This window comes from Marinobacter adhaerens HP15, assembly GCF_000166295.1.
Taxonomy (GTDB): Bacteria; Pseudomonadota; Gammaproteobacteria; order Pseudomonadales; family Oleiphilaceae; genus Marinobacter; species Marinobacter adhaerens.
Genome location: NC_017506.1, coordinates 682,569 through 697,079, shown reverse-complemented (window position 1 = coordinate 697,079; position 14,511 = coordinate 682,569). Strand labels below are relative to the sequence as shown.

The following is a 14,511-nucleotide window of genomic DNA, read 5'->3' as shown; positions in this document are numbered from 1 at the left end:
TCATGCGACTGCCGAAAAGCGTACAGGAAATCGCCGATGTTATCGGATACCACAAGGCGCTCCGGCTTGTCCGGGATCTTCCGCCCTGCGGCAAGCGCGAACGCCGAAGGAACATCTATATCCCCAAGCCCCACAACCTGAAGCCTGACCACCAGCTGGTAAAGCTCGTGGGCTGGGATGATGCCATGGCCCTAGCCGAGGAGCACGGCGGCCGTGCCATCCAGCCAGCCGAATGCCGGTATGTGGAGCGGGCCATCATCGAGGACCGGCGCATTCTCGACTGGTATGACCTGGGCTATACGGCCAAGGAAGTGGCCGAAAAGCTCGGTATCACTGAAAAGTGGGCAAGCGCAGTGATCGATGCCCGGGAAATGCACGAGGCCGGCTCCGACATCGAGGTCATCGCCCATTCCGTCAAGATCAGCCCCCTGACGCTCGGTTACATCCTGCGCATCGATATCGGCGGCGATCAATGCCCCGTAAAGCCTCGGGGCCAGCGCAGACCGCCCAAGCCCCAGCTGCCACTTGAGCTGTGAACCAGTGCCAGTGACCAACAAACCGCCAGCCTTCCATCATAAGTCCATCGACGCATACACAAACCCGGCCACCGATGGGAGAGCAACAGCCATGCCGGCAAAAACTGATTCACGCGGGGGCGATATCAGCACCTGGGAGCGACACGGCCAGACAATCATCGCGGGGCTGATCCTCGGCGCCATTATCTGGGTCGGCAAGTCCGTAACCGACCTGACCAACACCATGGGGGTGGTGGTGAACCGGCTGGACACGCTGGAGGCCAGCATCGCAACCATGGACGAGCGGTTCGACAAATACCAGACCAAGGCGGAAGCCGCTTCCCAGCGCGAGAACATGCGCCTGATTAACCAGATCCTGGAAGGGCGCATCGAGGGCCTGGAGAGAAAGGTGAGGCAGTAATCCATGAGAACGATCAAATACCTGGTGGTGCACGTCAGCGACAGCCCAAAGGACCGGGGCGATACCGCCGAGGACATCCACCGCTGGCACCAGCAACGCGGGTGGGACGGCATCGGCTACAACGCCGTGATTACCGGTGACGCCGAGCTGCAGCCCGGCAGGCCCGACTACTGGCAGGGCGCACACGTTCGGGACTTTGACAAGGACGGCGAGGGCGACAACTCCGACAGCCTGGGCATCTGCATCATTACCGATACTGCGCCCGATGAGGACCAGCTCAGGACGCTGGAAGGCTGGCTACACGTCAAGCTGCTGGAGCATCCAGAGGCCGAAGTGGTTGGTCACCGTGACCTCGACAGCCGCAAGACCTGCCCGAACATGGACGTCCCTGCATGGTGGGCCAGCCGAAAAAAGTACCGAATCGACTAGAGGACAGCGCCATGATGCCCGTTATTGGTGATCTCATCTCCGCAGGCAAAGACCTGATTAAATCGTACTTCCCGCCTAACATGTCCCCAGAGGAGCGTGCCAAGGCTGAGGCACGGCTGGCTGAGCTGGACCGCAACGCCAGGGCTCAGGCCCTTGAGTTCCAGGCACGCATGGAGTCCGAGCTCACCGAGCGCCTCAAGACCGACATGTCCTCAGACAGCTGGCTGAGCAAGAACATCCGGCCGCTTGTTCTCGTCTACCTCATGGGGGCCTGGACGCTGTTCGCTGGCTTCAGCCTGTATGAGCAGCAGGTAGACGCTGCCTATGTGGAGATGCTTAAGCAGATGCTGATGGCCGCGTTCGGTTTCTACTTCGTGAGCCGTGGCGCAGAGAAGATCACAACCATTCTCAAAGGCCCGCCTCGTGACCAGCGCAACCGATAGCTTGCTGATTTTTTAGGTACTCCCCGGTAGTGTGTGCACTGCGGGTGTGCGGACTCGCGAGATTTCACATGAGCGAGCGCCCCGGTTTCCGGTTGATTGTTGTTATTTAGGAGTGTCATGGCATTCAAGGGCAAGGGCCGGCTGGTCAATCGCGAGGAGCTGGCGGAGATATTCGGGGTCTCGTTGAACACGGTGACCAGCTGGATCCGTAACGGCTGCCCCTATGAAGAGAAGGGCCGGCAGGGCAAACCCTGGAAGTTCAATACGCGGGACGTCGCCGAGTGGAATCGGGAGCAAGCCCAGATCGAGGCCACCGGTGATGGCCCGATGGATGAGTATGAACTGAAGCTCCGTAAGCTGGCCGCCGAAGCAGCCCAGGCCGAGCTGGACCTTGCCCGGGACCGAAAGCTGGTTGCACCGATTGACGAGTTCGAGCGGGCCCGCGCCATGGAGAACGCCACCATCCGCGCCAACATCATGAACGTCCCGGGCCGTGTGGTTAGCCAGCTGATCGGCGAGACCAGTGAAGCGCGCTTCAAGGAAGTCCTATCTGCCGAGCTAATCCAGGCGCTGGAATCCGCGGCTGATTCCGATATCGATCTGGAGCCGGAGGAAGAGGAGCCGGATGCAGCCTGAAACCGTTGAACAGTTCAGCAACCCGGTCGGTGTTGTCCGAGCACTGAAGCGAGCAGCCAACCACCTGATCCCTCCGGCTCCGCTCAGGCCTTCCCAGTGGGCAGAAGAAAACGTCCGAATCGCTGCAGGCAATGCCATCCCGGGACCGATCCGTTTTGCCAATGCGCCCTACCAGCGTGAGCCGATGGATATGGCCACCCACCCCGGCTGCCACCGGATTTCTCTGATGTGGGGTGCTCAGGTTGGTAAGACCCAGCTGGCCCTCTGCGTCCAGGGCTACTTCATTGCGCACGAGCCAAAGAGCCAGATGATGATGCAGCCCAGCCAGGGCGATCTGACTACCTGGCTGGAAACCAAATTCAACCCGATGGTCGACACTAACCCGGTGCTGCAGGACCTGATTGCCAAGCCGCGCAGCCATGAGGGCGTGAACAACCAGCGGATGAAGAGCTACCCGGGCGGGTTCATGATGTACGCCTGGGCCGGATCCACCAAGACCATGCGCGGTCGGTCAGCTCCGCTGATCGTGGCCGATGAAATAGACGGCTACGGTGGCACCCCGGAAGGTGACGAGGTGCAGCTACTCTGGCAACGGGCCGCGACCTTTGGTGACCAGCGCCTGCTGATCGAGATATCCACGCCGACCATCAAGGACGAATCTCGGATTGAAGCCGCTTTCCTGCAGGGTGACCAGCGTCACTTCTACGTGGCCTGCCCTCACTGCGACCATCACCAGCGCCTGAACTGGGACCGGGTGACCTGGGACAAGGATGAAGATGGCCACCACCTACCCGAGACCGCCAGGTATATCTGCGAAGAGTGCGGCACGCTGTGGAATGACGGCGAGCGCATCGCGGCAATCCGTACTGCTGAACAGGTGGGCGCTGGATGGAAAGCCAGTAAGCCCTTTCGGGGCCACGCCAGTTACCATCTCAATGAGTTGTATTCCTGCTTCCGCCGGTTGCGGGACATTGTCCAATCCTTCCTGGACAAGAAAGCCGCCAATGACCTGCAGTCATTCGTGAACGTTTCGCTGGCGGAGACCTGGGAAGAGCAAGGCGAACAGGCTGACTCCCATGTACTGATGCAGCGTGCTGAAGAATATCCTGATCCGGTACCAGCTGGCGGCGTGGTGCTGACGTCAGGCATAGACATGCAGCAGGACCGCCTGGAAGTGGAGACCGTTGCCTGGGGCCGTGGTGAGGAATCCTGGTCCATTGATTACACCGTGCTGTGGGGTGACCCGCTCCGGGATGAGGTCTGGCAGGATCTGGACGATTACCTGGCAACTACCTGGAAGCATGAATCCGGAGCGCACCTGGGCATCATCGCAGCCTGTCTGGATACCGGTGGCAGCACCGGCTACACCCAGAGAGCCTACGAATACGCCCGCCGCAAAACGGGCCGTCGTCTGTTCGCCATCAAAGGTGTGGGCGGTTGGGACCGTCCGGTGGTCACTGCGCCTTCCAGAAAGAGAACCGGCCGGGGCCAGAGGAAAGTGGATCTGTTTTCCGTTGGCACCGACGAGGCGAAGCTAACCGTGATGCGCCGGCTGGCGGTTACCGAACCCGGGCCCGGGTACACCCATATCCCCGCCGATCGGGAAGCCGAATGGTTCCACCAGATCACTGCCGAGAAGCTGGTCACCAAGTACATCAAGGGGGTGGCCAAGCGTGAATGGCACCAGACCCGCCCCCGAAATGAGGCACTGGACTGTCGGGTCTACGCCTATGCCGCCCTCAAGATTGCCAGCCCCAATATCCGCCGCCATGCCGAGAGGCTCAAAGCCATGAGCGAAGACGAGGGTAAAGAGCCCGAGAAGAAGCCCACCAAGAAACGCGACAAGCCAGAGCCTGTAGAGGAACCACTGCCAGCGGAGGGTCAGAAGCCCAAACGCAAGACTAGACGCAGAACTTCCAGATCCCGGAAAAGCTGGGTTAACCACTGGTGATGCATGTCATTGATTCCTGAACAGCTTGCAGCGGGCCTGTCCGTTTCCTTCCTGGTCTCGCTGGCGGATTACTCGGCGCCTGAGTGGCAGGCCAAGCTGATCCTGCGTGGCCAGGCCAGCATCGATCTTGATTCTGTTGCCGAGGACTCAAGCCACCGCTTCACAAAGACACCGACCACCACAGCGCAGTGGGTGGCCGGCGATTACTGGTACAGCTTGCGCGTTACCGATGGCACCGATATCCACGAGGTGGAATCCGGCCGGATCACCATCACCCCGGATCTGGAAGCCCAGGCCAGCGGATACGACGGAAGCACCCATCCTGAAAAGGTCCTGGCCGCGATCGAGGCAGTGATTGAAGGCCGTGCATCCAAAGACCAGGACAGCTACCGCATCAATAACCGGGAGCTCCGAAGAACCCCGATCAGCCAGCTCCTCAAGTTGCGCGACCAGTACCGCCGTGAAGTGAAGCGGCTGAACGATGCCCGGCGCGGCAAAAACGTACTTGGACGCCAGATATTAGCGAGGTTCGGCCACGGTGTTTGAAAAGTGGAAGCGAAATAAAGATCAGGCACAGCCTGCAACCACAGAGCAGACCGCGCCATCGGGCAAGATGCGCACCATTCGCCGAGCGTTGGCCCGCTCCTTGCTGGGTCAGGCCCGGGCCGATCGCCTGTCTGCCGACCTCCCGACCACGCCGGTACCTGCTGACCAGTTCATCGACAAGAATCAGCGGGCCCTGGTTGCCCGTTCCCGGCACCTGATCCTGACCAACGATTACGCTCGCGGGTTTGTGCGGGAGTGTCGCCAGAACATCGTAGGCCGGAAGGGTATCCAACTGCAGGCGCTGTCCAAAGATCCGGACGGCTCTCTTGACGAGCGGGCCAATGACGCCATCGAGGCCGACTTCCACGCCTGGTGTGATCGCCTTATCTGTGATGTGGCCGGCCGCCGCTCCTTTCGCCAGCTGTGCAGCCGTGCTGTTGAGGATGCTGCCAGCAACGGCGAATTCATGTTCCGGATGGTGTTCGGGCGAAACCTCAACCCGTGGGGGCTGGCCCTGCAGGTGCTGGACCCTCAGCGGTGCCCGGTGGAAGTGAACGAGGATCGCCTACCCGGAGGGTATTTCATCCGGCAGGGCATCAAGTACAACCAGTGGGGCCGGGCCGTCGCCTATTTGTTCGGCACCGTTGACCCTGCAGAAAGCGATTACCAGTACGGCGGCCGGGCCTTTGTCGAGATCCCTGCCGAGGAAGTGCTGCACGGTTTCAAGGAAGATCTGGTGGGCCAGCGCCGCGGGCTGCCGTGGATGCTCACTGCCCTGCTCCGCCTGCATCACCTGGACGGATTCGAGAAGGCAGCCCTGGTGAATGCCCGGGTATCTGCTGCGAAGGGCGGCTTCTTCGAGTGGGAAGAAGGCATGGGCCCCTCCGATGAGGAGGACGATGACGAGCCGCTGTATATGGATGCCGAACCGGGCAGCTATCAGGAGTTGCCGCCTGGCCTCAAGTTCAATGGCTGGGCTCCACAGTTTCCAAATGGAGAACTAGCGGCCTTCTCAAAGCAATCGTTGCGTGGTGTTGCCACTGGCTTCGGTCTGGATTACCCCACCCTGGCCAACGACCTCGAGGGCGTGAATTTCTCCAGCCTCCGCCATGGTGTCCTGAGCACCCGCGATCATTGGATGGAAGATCAAGAGTGGCTGATCGAGCAGCTGCTGGAACCATTGATCCGTGCATGGCTGCCCCGGGCCCTGCTCAAAGGCATCACCGTTCCCGGAACCAATGGCGCCGTTCTAAGGGCTGACCGGATCGAGAAGTACCGGGAGCACGACTGGCAGGCCCGCCGCTGGGACTGGGTCGACCCCGACAAGGACAGCAAGACCGCCGCCCGGGATATCGCCAACAAGATCAAATCCCCAAGCCAGGTGATCCGTGAGCGCGGCGGAGATCCCCGAACCGTATGGCGCCAGTGGGCCGCCGATCGTCAGGCCATGATCGAGGCCGGCATTCCGGAAGAGATAGTGGACGCGACCCTGGGCGGGCCGGTTCAGACGCCAACCGCTGGCAACACATCCGAACAGGAGCCTACCAATGGAGAAGCAGAGCAATCGTAACCGGCAGCTGCAGCCGACCAATCAGGCTCCCGAGCCTGTAGCCGCTGCACCTGTCGACAAGCGAAAAGCACTGATCGGCAGCCTGCAGACTCGAAGCGTTACCGAGGAGCAGCTGCGGAAACTGAAATCTGAAAGCCTGCGCCGGGACCTGGTTGTCTCCGAAGTCCGGGCGTTGGATGAGCAAAAACGAACGGTGGAGCTGGCGTTCTCCAGTGAAGCCGAAGTGGAACGGTGGTTTGGCATCGAGGTGCTGGATCATTCGGAAGGCGCAATGCGAACCGAGCGCCTTGAAGACGGCGCCGCTGTACTGGTGAACCATGACTGGAATGACCAGGTGGGCGTTGTTGAGTCCGTCACGTTGGGAGCAGACCGGAAAGGCCGGGCTGTGGTGCGCTTCGGGCGTGGAGCGCGTGCTTCTGAGGTGTGGCAGGACATTGTTGACGGCATCCGTCGCCACGTATCCGTGGGCTATTCGATCAATAAGGTTGAGGTCGAAGAGCGTTCTGGGCTGGCGGACATGGTGCGCGTCATTGATTGGGAGCCCCATGAAATCAGCATTGTTTCCGTTCCGGCGGATGTTTCTGTGGGCGTTGGCCGCTCAAAGGAACCACTGCCAGCGGAGGGAAAAGAGGCTGACTCAGATACTCCCAGTAAATCTTCTGCAAAGCCAAATGAACGAGGCAGCGATATGGAAAAGATTCTCCGCGACGACAAGGGCAACCTTGTACGCGCCAAGGTAGACGACCAGGGCAAGATTCTGGAAGTCCTGGAAGTCATCGAGCGGGCCGGCAAGGCTCACGCTGAAGCACGCGATGCGGGCAAGCAGCAAGAGCAGACCCGCGTGAAAGCCATCATGGACATGGGCCGCCAGTACGAAAACATGGACCTGGCCGGCAAGTTCGTCTCCGAGGGCAAGTCTCCGGAAGAGTTTCAGCGGGCCCTGCTGGATGAGATGTCCCAGCACCGCTCCAAGAGCCTGAACGATCAGGGCGACCAGCAGGAATCCCGCTCAGCCCAGATCGGTCTGACCGACAAGGAGCTGCAGCGCTACTCCATGATGAAGGTGGTACGCGCCCTGACCAATCCGACCGACAAGCGGGCCCAGGAAGAAGCGGCGTTCGAGATTGAGCTTTCTCAGGAAGCCCAGCGCCAGTATGGCAAAGAAGCCCGTGGCATTCTGGTTCCGGATGACGTGCTGTCTCGTGCGTTCAACGCTGGCGGTGCGGCTGATACCCCGACCGGTGCACAGTCCGGCTCCAACATCGTTGACACCCAGTACATGGCCGGCAGCTTCATCGACATGCTGCGCAACCGCACCACCCTGATGCGCCTGGCAACGCAGATGACTGGCCTGGTGGGTAACGTCGACATCCCGAAACAGACCGGCGGTGCAACCGCGTACTGGGTTGGTGAAGGTGTCGATGCCACCGAGGGCACCCCGACCATCGGTCAGATCGGGCTCACTCCGAAGAGTGTGGCGGCATTCACCGACATCACTCGCCGGCTGATGCTGCAGTCCACCCCGGACGCTGAAGCCATCGTCCGACGTGACCTGGCCGCTGCCATCGCTCTGGCGATTGATCTGGCCGGTTTCTACGGTGCTGGCGGTGACGAGCCCACTGGTATCGCCAACGTCTCCGGCATCAACGCCGTGGACTTTGCGGGCGCCACCTCTGGCGGAACCGGCGTTCTCCCCACCTATTCCGAAGTGGTGCAGATGGAAAGTGAGATCGCTGCCGACAACGCCGATGTGAACAGCATGGCCTACGTCATGAACAGCGGTATGCGTGGCCACTTCAAGACCACCGAGAAGTTCAGCAGCACCAACGGCAGCCCGATCTGGGAGCCGGGCAACACGGTGAACGGCTACCGGTCTGAGGTAACCAACCAGATCCAGGCAGGCGACCTGTTCTTCGGGAACTTCGCCGACCTGATCATCGGCATGTGGGGCGGTCTGGATCTGACCGTTGACCCCTACAGCCTGTCCAAGTCTGGCGGCACCCGACTGGTGGTGTTCCAGGATGTCGACATGGCCGTTCGCCGGGTTGAGTCCTTCTGCCTGGGCCGCGACTCCACCTAATTGGCAGTAAGTGAATAGAGGCCCGCGTTGTGCGGGCTTCTTTCTCAGACTTCTCAAAACATGAGGACAGTCCCATGAGTAAGAAAACCATCAGCCTCCAGTGCACCAGCGCGTTCTTCGTGAAGGGGGAAATGATTACTAAGGACAAGATCGTCCACGGTGTTCCCGAGGCTGACGCTCTGAACCTGATTCGTCGAGGAAAGGCCAAGAAGGTTGAGGCTGAAGAAGACGGCGCAGAAGCCCCGGCCCTGAAGGACCTCACCGTTGCCGAGCTGCGCGACGTGGCCAAGGAGTACGATATCGAAGGCGCGGCCGACATGAAGAAGGCGGATCTGGTCGCGGCCATCGAGAAATTGGAGTCTGAAGAAGACTGATGCCGGCTCTCGGTTGGGAAGACCTCGATGATTTCCTGGACACGGAGGAATTTGCCGTGTCCGGGGTTATCGAGTTCCAGGCCGGTGGCACCCGAACGGTGTCTCTGATCTTCGATGATCCGTATCTGAATGCCCAGATCGGCGAGTACGAAATGGACGTCAGTCGTCCTCGAGGATTAGGCAAGCTGGCGGACTTCGCCGGTGTTACCCGGGGCGACATCATCACGATCGACGGCAAGGGCTACGACATTCTGACTGGCCCCCAACCAGACGGAACCGGCATGGCCACACTGGATTTGGCCGAGCGATAGTATGAGTTTCATCGATCTGGAGATTCACGCCGACCGCATGAACCAGCTTCAGCTGGATCTGCAGGCGACCGACACGGAAGTTCGTCAGGCACTCCGGAGCACGCTCGGAAAGATGGGCCGCTGGCTCCGCACCCAATCCGCCCGGGGATTGTCCCGGGAGCTCGACATCAAACAGAAGGCTCTCCGCCGTCGCCTGAAATCCTTTCGCGTGAAGACCAAAGGCAACAAGACAGAAATCACTGTCTGGTATGGCCTCGATCCGATCGATTACATGGACCTCTCCCCAAGGCAAACCAACACCGGTGTCAGCGCCGGCCGTCGACGTGTGCCCGGGGCATTCATTGCCCAGGCCCGCGGGGCCAACCGCAAGGTGTTCAAGCGCGTAGGCAAGGAACGGCTCCCGATCGAGAAGCAGACCGTGCCGATTCAGGATAAGGCAAACGTCTGGATCGAGGACGAACTGCTGGGCACGGCAGCCTTCGATAAACGTTTCCTGACCGTATTCGAGAGAGAGCTGGAATGGCGAACGCAGAAACGGAAATAGACCTCAGTAACCTGCACCAGGCGATCATCGATTCCATCGCCGCACAGTTCCCTTCGCTGCAAACCGTCGATGACTATGAGCAGGAGCGCTCCCGGTTTCCGGCCCCGGCCTGCTTTATTGAGCTGACCAGCTGGGATCGTGGCGGAATGGACCCCGGCACGGAGCAGCTGGCGATCACGGCCCGTTTCGAGGCCCACCTGATTATTGGATTTCGGACTGCACAGGCAAAGCGTGAGATCCGCAAGCTGGCCGGTTCGTTCTCTGCGTTTCTGCATAATCAGCGCTGGGGCTTGCCAGTCGGGCCCGCTCAGTTCATTGCTGCCTCACCGGATGAGATTGCAGGCATGGGCCGGAACGCCGAACACCTCGATGAATACGAGGTCTGGACCGTGGAGTGGGAACAGGAAGTGCACCTGGGTACCTCCATCTGGAAGGGCGATGACACGTTGATCTCTGAGGTCTATGTCGGTTACTCCCCGGAAGTGGGTCCGGACCATGTGGATGACTACGTGCAGATTGTGCCGGGAGGCTCCTGATGGATAACTGGGCCCTTTCCGACATCGAGCGCCGGCTGGCCAATGTGATCCGCTTCGGCGTGGTCGATCAGCTGGACGAAACTGGCGCTCTCGTTCGTGTTAGATCCGGGGGAATTCTGACCGACTGGCTTCGCTGGCGGACCAACCGGGCCGGCCCGGATTCCGACTGGTGGGCACTTGAGCCCGGGGAGCAGGTGATACTACTGGCTCCGAATGGCGAGCTGAACCAGGCCGTTGTGATTGGCAGTATTAACCAGCTGGCCTACCCCGCACCGGGAAACAGGAAAGCCCTGCACCGAGTGAAGTACCAGGACGGCACCACCAAGGACTACGACCGGTCAGCCAGCATCGACCGCACCACCTATCCAGACGGAACGGTGATCGAGTACGACGCCAGCGCCGGGAAGTACAGCCTGCAGTTCTCCGGCGGCACCTCGATTGAAGTTGAAGCTGCGAGTGGGAACGTGCTGGCGGATATCACCGGCAACGTAGAGGCGACGGTTGCAGGAAGCATGACCGCTGACGTAGCGGCCAGCGCCGAAATCACCAGCCCAACCGTGACGATCAACGGCACGGTAAATATCAACGGAACCCTCAATCTGGCCGGCGCATTGGTAGCAGCCCCAGGCGCTGGCGGTGCCGGATCGGGCGCGTCACTACAGGGTGACTTCGATATTCAGGGCACCCTCGATGTGACCGGTGGGGATGTCACCGCTGATGGCACCAGCCTCAAGAGCCACACCCATCCGGGTGACAGTGGCGGCACGACTGGACCGCCAAACTAAAAGAACCACTGCCAGCGGAGCGGCCTACCTGATTGGCCGAACATCATTGGCATGAAAGGCACCGACTCCGCGACCGGAAAAACCCTGCAGGGCATCAATCACCTGCGCCAATCGATCAGAGACATTCTGACGACTCCGATCGGCAGCCGAGTCATGCGCCGGGATTACGGGTCCCGAATTTATGAGCTGGTGGATTCTCCGATGAACCGAGCAACGCTCCTGGAACTCTACGCTGCGACTGCTGAGGCCCTTGCCCAGTGGGAGCCTCGTTTCAGGCTCACCAGCGTCAAAGCCGCTGAAGCCAAGCCGGGTCAGATCTTGCTCAGCCTCACCGGCGATTACATCCCGAGCGGTGAAACCATCAACCTTGACGGCATTGAGGTGACTTAATGGCGGGCGAATTTTCCGCAGTCGATCTTTCCCAGCTCCCTGCGCCCAACGTCGTCGAACCCCTGGACTTCGAAACCATCTTCGAACAGCGCAAGTCCGCCCTGCTCGCCCTGTTCGATGGCGAAGAACAAGCCGAGATCGAAGCCACCCTGGAACTGGAGTCCGAGCCCATGACCAAGCTCCTCCAGGAAAACGCCTATCAGGAGCTCGTCTGGCGCCAGCGGGTGAACGAGGCCGCCCGGGGCGTGATGCTCGCCTACGCCAAAGACGACGACCTGGACCAGATCGGCGCGAACTACAACGTGTTCCGCCAAGTGATCGACCAGGGCGACCCCGAAGCCGTGCCTCCGGTACCGCCGACCTATGAAAGCGATACTGATTTCCGCCGCCGGATCCAGCTCTCTCCGGAGGGCTATACCACAGCTGGCAGCCGCGGTAGCTACGTCTTCCATGCCCTCAGCGCCGATGCCAACGTTAAAGACGCCCAGGCCGTCAGCCCCTCGCCGGGTCAGGTCACCGTCTACGTGCTCTCCCGCGAGGGCAACGGAACCGCCTCATCCGAGCTGCAGACGGCAGTGGACAGCGCCGTGAATGCCGACGACATCCGCCCGATGACCGACCAGGTCAACGTACAATCCGTGGCCGTGACCGAATACAGCGTGGTCGCCGAACTCACCGTCTTCTCCGGCCCGGATGCCGAAGTGGTGCGCCAGTCCGCCGAGGATGCGATCACCGACTACGTGGCCAACCAGCACCGCATCGGCTACGACATCACCCTCTCCGGACTCTACGCCGCCCTGCACCAGGCCGGCGTGCAAAACGTAACCCTCACCAGCCCGGCCGCCACCATCGTGATCGGCGACGGCGAGGCCGCGTACTGCACCGGCGTCACCGTCACCGTGGGAGGCACCGATGTCTGACCTGCTGCCACCCAACGCCACTGAACTGGAACGCGCCATCGCCGAGGCCGCCGGCGACATCCAGAACGTGCCCATCACCATTCGCGAGATCTGGGACCCGGCCACCTGCCCGACCAACGTCCTGCCCTGGCTGGCCTGGGCCTTCAGCGTGGAAGACTGGAACGAAGACTGGAGCGAGCTGCAAAAGCGCGAAACCATCCGCACCGCCATCGCCGTCCAGCAGCACAAAGGCACCATCGGCGCCGTCCGCGAAGCCCTCGCCAGCCTCGGCATCGACCTCCGCATCCAGGAGTGGTTCAACCAGGTACCCGCCGGCGAGCCCTACACCTTCCGGATCTGGCTGGAGTCCGAACAGACCCCGGTCACCAACGTGGGCATTGACCAGGTGCTGACGATCGTCGAGCGACTGAAAAGTTTGCGCTCGCACCTGGATAGAGTGCTGGTCCGGACCACGACCCGATCCAGGGCGCGGGTGGCTACCGCTGCCAACCTGGGCGAACAGATCACCGTTAACCAATTCGACGCCAGACCGATCGTGACCAACGAGCTGGCCTTTGTTGTGGGGTAATCATGGAACTGAAGAGTTATTACGCGCAGGACAATAGTGGGGAGGTTATACCCGGGGCCCACATTTATCTCTACGAGACCGGAACAACAACTTTGGTAACCGGGCTCAAAGACGCCTCTGGTAGTGCTGTGCCGAATCCATTTCAGGCGGATCAGAACGGGCTTTTCCAGGTTTCCGCGCCTGATGGCGTCTATGATCTCCGTGTTTCTAGCGCCGGACGAGATAGCACTATTCAGATTCAGTTCCTGGATGCGTCCGAAGCGCTCGAAGCGATCAACGAAAATGCGGACAGGGCCGAAGCGGCCAGGGATGCAGCATTTATTAATGCTGAAGTATACGAAACTGTCTCTGACGGATTGTTAAACACGCAGGATGGCGAACAGTTCACAGTGATATCACCCAACGGATTAGAAGCGATCCGCTACCGAAATGATGGAGGCGGAGTCGGAGGGTCTGAGGTAGAAGTGGCCCGATACACCACTTCGTCCTGGGCTGATGAAATTGCTAATCGAGCATCATCCAACGAAGTTAGGTCATTGAAAAATAAATCAGATGGCGTTGATCGGCTGAGCTCTATTATCGGATTGGGCGTGACCAATGCGGAGTTGGAATCAGGGCTAGCGTCAATGCAAAACAGCTTGGATGCGGCCATGTCGTTGCTCAATACCTTGATGGAGCATAACCAAGCACTAGTCGATGCTCTAATCCACCACCACAGTGATAACGCCGATACCCTGTCCTTCATCACTGCCGATAACGGTCAGTACACCCCGTTGATATAAGGAGACCACCATGTCAATTATCGTGAAGGACGCCACTGGCGCCCCCGTAACTGTCAAAACTATCGACGATTTACTTAAAGATGCCGGATCAGTGAGCGAGGGAAACCCGCTTCCGGTTTCGGTGCAAGGTGGATCATCTCACATGGGTCGTGTTGGTGGGACTACACGGCGACCAATGGCCGGGTTCGTTCGCCCCGGAGACCTAACCGCGTATTCGGCGGGCGACCTTATCGCTAATAGCCAGACCGCCACGGAAGTGACACCGCTGGTTTTTGAAGTTGCAAGGCAACCTTCTGGATCTGGACGGATAAGCGGCGCGACATGCGTGCTTGAAGCCGCATCAGGATCGTTGAACCCGTTGCCTCAGTTCGATCTGCTTTTGTTCAGGCCGCAAGGCGATATCCCTTATGGGGATGGTCTTTACCCTGCTGACAACGCTGCATTGTACTTAACCGCCCCTCAAATGGCCCAGTTGGTCGCTGTCATCCGCTTCTCCGATCTCGGCTGGCGCAACCGGCAAGGTGGCAACACGGGTTCAGGCCCGCTGCTTTATCAAACAGCTCCGATTAGTCCGCGGCAGTTCGCGCCGTTTGATCTTGACCCCCTGGGCGTTACGCATCTGCGAGGCCTGGTCCAGACCACGGCCGCCTGGGCGGCGCCCAACGTTGGCATCACCTTCGACTTCACTCTCGACGTAGATCAGGACTGAT

The 14,511-nt window shown here is 60.2% G+C and carries 19 protein-coding genes; all 19 read left to right on the top strand.

Features of this window, described 5'->3' with window-relative positions; genetic code table 11:
• The first annotated feature begins 2 nt into the window (after positions 1–2).
• The 19 genes from HP15_RS03380 (at position 3) to HP15_RS03290 (ending at position 14,510) form a co-directional block, all read left to right on the top strand.
• Positions 3–536 carry a hypothetical protein gene (locus HP15_RS03380; protein ID WP_014576195.1) on the top strand — a complete coding sequence of 178 codons (534 nt, stop codon included), beginning with the start codon at positions 3–5 and terminating at the stop codon, positions 534–536.
• A gap of 91 nt (positions 537–627) precedes the next feature.
• The gene (locus HP15_RS03375) at positions 628–936 is read left to right on the top strand and encodes a hypothetical protein (RefSeq protein WP_014576194.1); all 309 of its coding nucleotides are present in this window, start codon (positions 628–630) and stop codon (positions 934–936) included.
• Between the two features lie 3 nt (positions 937–939).
• Positions 940–1,365: an N-acetylmuramoyl-L-alanine amidase gene (locus HP15_RS03370; protein ID WP_014576193.1), complete on the top strand. Its 426-nt coding sequence runs from the start codon at positions 940–942 to the stop codon at positions 1,363–1,365.
• Positions 1,366–1,376: 11 nt separating this feature from the next.
• Positions 1,377–1,808: a 3TM-type holin gene (locus HP15_RS03365; protein ID WP_014576192.1), complete on the top strand. Its 432-nt coding sequence runs from the start codon at positions 1,377–1,379 to the stop codon at positions 1,806–1,808.
• A gap of 117 nt (positions 1,809–1,925) precedes the next feature.
• On the top strand, positions 1,926–2,444 hold the full coding sequence (locus tag HP15_RS03360) for a helix-turn-helix domain-containing protein (RefSeq protein ID WP_014576191.1): 519 nt from the start codon (positions 1,926–1,928) through the stop codon (positions 2,442–2,444).
• Positions 2,434–4,395: a phage terminase large subunit family protein gene (locus tag HP15_RS03355; protein WP_014576190.1), complete on the top strand. Its 1,962-nt coding sequence runs from the start codon at positions 2,434–2,436 to the stop codon at positions 4,393–4,395. The genes HP15_RS03360 and HP15_RS03355 overlap by 11 nt, the downstream gene beginning before the upstream one ends.
• A 3-nt stretch (positions 4,396–4,398) precedes the next feature.
• Complete coding sequence (locus HP15_RS03350; protein ID WP_014576189.1) at positions 4,399–4,941, top strand: hypothetical protein; 543 nt, start codon at positions 4,399–4,401, stop codon at positions 4,939–4,941.
• Positions 4,934–6,511, top strand: a complete 1,578-nt coding sequence (locus tag HP15_RS03345; RefSeq protein WP_014576188.1) for a phage portal protein — start codon at positions 4,934–4,936, stop codon at positions 6,509–6,511. Before HP15_RS03350 ends, HP15_RS03345 begins: the two co-directional genes overlap by 8 nt.
• Positions 6,489–8,591, top strand: coding sequence for a phage major capsid protein (locus tag HP15_RS03340; protein WP_014576187.1), 2,103 nt, complete (start codon positions 6,489–6,491; stop codon positions 8,589–8,591). The genes HP15_RS03345 and HP15_RS03340 overlap by 23 nt, the downstream gene beginning before the upstream one ends.
• A gap of 74 nt (positions 8,592–8,665) precedes the next feature.
• On the top strand, positions 8,666–8,965 hold the full coding sequence (locus HP15_RS03335) for a Rho termination factor N-terminal domain-containing protein (protein ID WP_014576186.1): 300 nt from the start codon (positions 8,666–8,668) through the stop codon (positions 8,963–8,965).
• Entirely contained in the window at positions 8,965–9,276 is a 312-nt protein-coding gene (locus HP15_RS03330; protein WP_014576185.1) for a head-tail joining protein, read from the top strand. The genes HP15_RS03335 and HP15_RS03330 overlap by 1 nt, the downstream gene beginning before the upstream one ends.
• 1 nt (position 9,277) lies before the next feature.
• Complete coding sequence (locus HP15_RS03325; RefSeq protein ID WP_014576184.1) at positions 9,278–9,820, top strand: prophage LambdaW5, minor tail protein Z-like protein; 543 nt, start codon at positions 9,278–9,280, stop codon at positions 9,818–9,820.
• A complete protein-coding gene (locus HP15_RS03320; protein ID WP_014576183.1) occupies positions 9,796–10,356 on the top strand; it encodes a hypothetical protein in 561 nt (186 codons plus the stop codon). The genes HP15_RS03325 and HP15_RS03320 overlap by 25 nt, the downstream gene beginning before the upstream one ends.
• On the top strand, positions 10,356–11,141 hold the full coding sequence (locus HP15_RS03315) for a phage baseplate assembly protein V (protein WP_014576182.1): 786 nt from the start codon (positions 10,356–10,358) through the stop codon (positions 11,139–11,141). The genes HP15_RS03320 and HP15_RS03315 overlap by 1 nt, the downstream gene beginning before the upstream one ends.
• Before the next feature lie 51 nt (positions 11,142–11,192).
• Positions 11,193–11,531, top strand: coding sequence for a GPW/gp25 family protein (locus tag HP15_RS03310; protein ID WP_014576181.1), 339 nt, complete (start codon positions 11,193–11,195; stop codon positions 11,529–11,531).
• Positions 11,531–12,451, top strand: coding sequence for a baseplate assembly protein (locus tag HP15_RS03305; protein WP_014576180.1), 921 nt, complete (start codon positions 11,531–11,533; stop codon positions 12,449–12,451). Before HP15_RS03310 ends, HP15_RS03305 begins: the two co-directional genes overlap by 1 nt.
• Positions 12,444–13,019 carry a phage tail protein I gene (locus tag HP15_RS03300; RefSeq protein ID WP_014576179.1) on the top strand — a complete coding sequence of 192 codons (576 nt, stop codon included), beginning with the start codon at positions 12,444–12,446 and terminating at the stop codon, positions 13,017–13,019. Before HP15_RS03305 ends, HP15_RS03300 begins: the two co-directional genes overlap by 8 nt.
• 2 nt (positions 13,020–13,021) lie before the next feature.
• Positions 13,022–13,801 (top strand): hypothetical protein, encoded by a 780-nt coding sequence (locus tag HP15_RS03295; RefSeq protein WP_014576178.1) that lies wholly within the window; start codon positions 13,022–13,024, stop codon positions 13,799–13,801.
• A 10-nt stretch (positions 13,802–13,811) separates the two neighbouring features.
• On the top strand, positions 13,812–14,510 hold the full coding sequence (locus HP15_RS03290; protein WP_041644985.1) for a hypothetical protein: 699 nt from the start codon (positions 13,812–13,814) through the stop codon (positions 14,508–14,510).
• Position 14,511 lies beyond the last annotated feature (1 nt).

Bases quoted from the DNA above. Each gene is read 5' to 3' on its own strand.
- HP15_RS03290 (WP_041644985.1), top strand. From the start codon at position 13,812: ATGTCAATTATCGTGAAGGACGCCACTGGCGCCCCCGTAACTGTCAAA.
- HP15_RS03330 (WP_014576185.1), top strand. From the start codon at position 8,965: ATGCCGGCTCTCGGTTGGGAAGACCTCGATGATTTCCTGGACACGGAG.
- HP15_RS03375 (WP_014576194.1), top strand. From the start codon at position 628: ATGCCGGCAAAAACTGATTCACGCGGGGGCGATATCAGCACCTGGGAG.
- HP15_RS03350 (WP_014576189.1), top strand. From the start codon at position 4,399: ATGTCATTGATTCCTGAACAGCTTGCAGCGGGCCTGTCCGTTTCCTTC.
- HP15_RS03310 (WP_014576181.1), top strand. From the start codon at position 11,193: ATGAAAGGCACCGACTCCGCGACCGGAAAAACCCTGCAGGGCATCAAT.
- HP15_RS03305 (WP_014576180.1), top strand. From the start codon at position 11,531: ATGGCGGGCGAATTTTCCGCAGTCGATCTTTCCCAGCTCCCTGCGCCC.
- HP15_RS03300 (WP_014576179.1), top strand. From the start codon at position 12,444: ATGTCTGACCTGCTGCCACCCAACGCCACTGAACTGGAACGCGCCATC.
- HP15_RS03295 (WP_014576178.1), top strand. From the start codon at position 13,022: ATGGAACTGAAGAGTTATTACGCGCAGGACAATAGTGGGGAGGTTATA.
- HP15_RS03355 (WP_014576190.1), top strand. From the start codon at position 2,434: ATGCAGCCTGAAACCGTTGAACAGTTCAGCAACCCGGTCGGTGTTGTC.
- HP15_RS03335 (WP_014576186.1), top strand. From the start codon at position 8,666: ATGAGTAAGAAAACCATCAGCCTCCAGTGCACCAGCGCGTTCTTCGTG.
- HP15_RS03365 (WP_014576192.1), top strand. From the start codon at position 1,377: ATGATGCCCGTTATTGGTGATCTCATCTCCGCAGGCAAAGACCTGATT.
- HP15_RS03315 (WP_014576182.1), top strand. From the start codon at position 10,356: ATGGATAACTGGGCCCTTTCCGACATCGAGCGCCGGCTGGCCAATGTG.
- HP15_RS03340 (WP_014576187.1), top strand. From the start codon at position 6,489: ATGGAGAAGCAGAGCAATCGTAACCGGCAGCTGCAGCCGACCAATCAG.
- HP15_RS03360 (WP_014576191.1), top strand. From the start codon at position 1,926: ATGGCATTCAAGGGCAAGGGCCGGCTGGTCAATCGCGAGGAGCTGGCG.
- HP15_RS03380 (WP_014576195.1), top strand. From the start codon at position 3: ATGCGACTGCCGAAAAGCGTACAGGAAATCGCCGATGTTATCGGATAC.
- HP15_RS03320 (WP_014576183.1), top strand. From the start codon at position 9,796: ATGGCGAACGCAGAAACGGAAATAGACCTCAGTAACCTGCACCAGGCG.
- HP15_RS03370 (WP_014576193.1), top strand. From the start codon at position 940: ATGAGAACGATCAAATACCTGGTGGTGCACGTCAGCGACAGCCCAAAG.
- HP15_RS03325 (WP_014576184.1), top strand. From the start codon at position 9,278: ATGAGTTTCATCGATCTGGAGATTCACGCCGACCGCATGAACCAGCTT.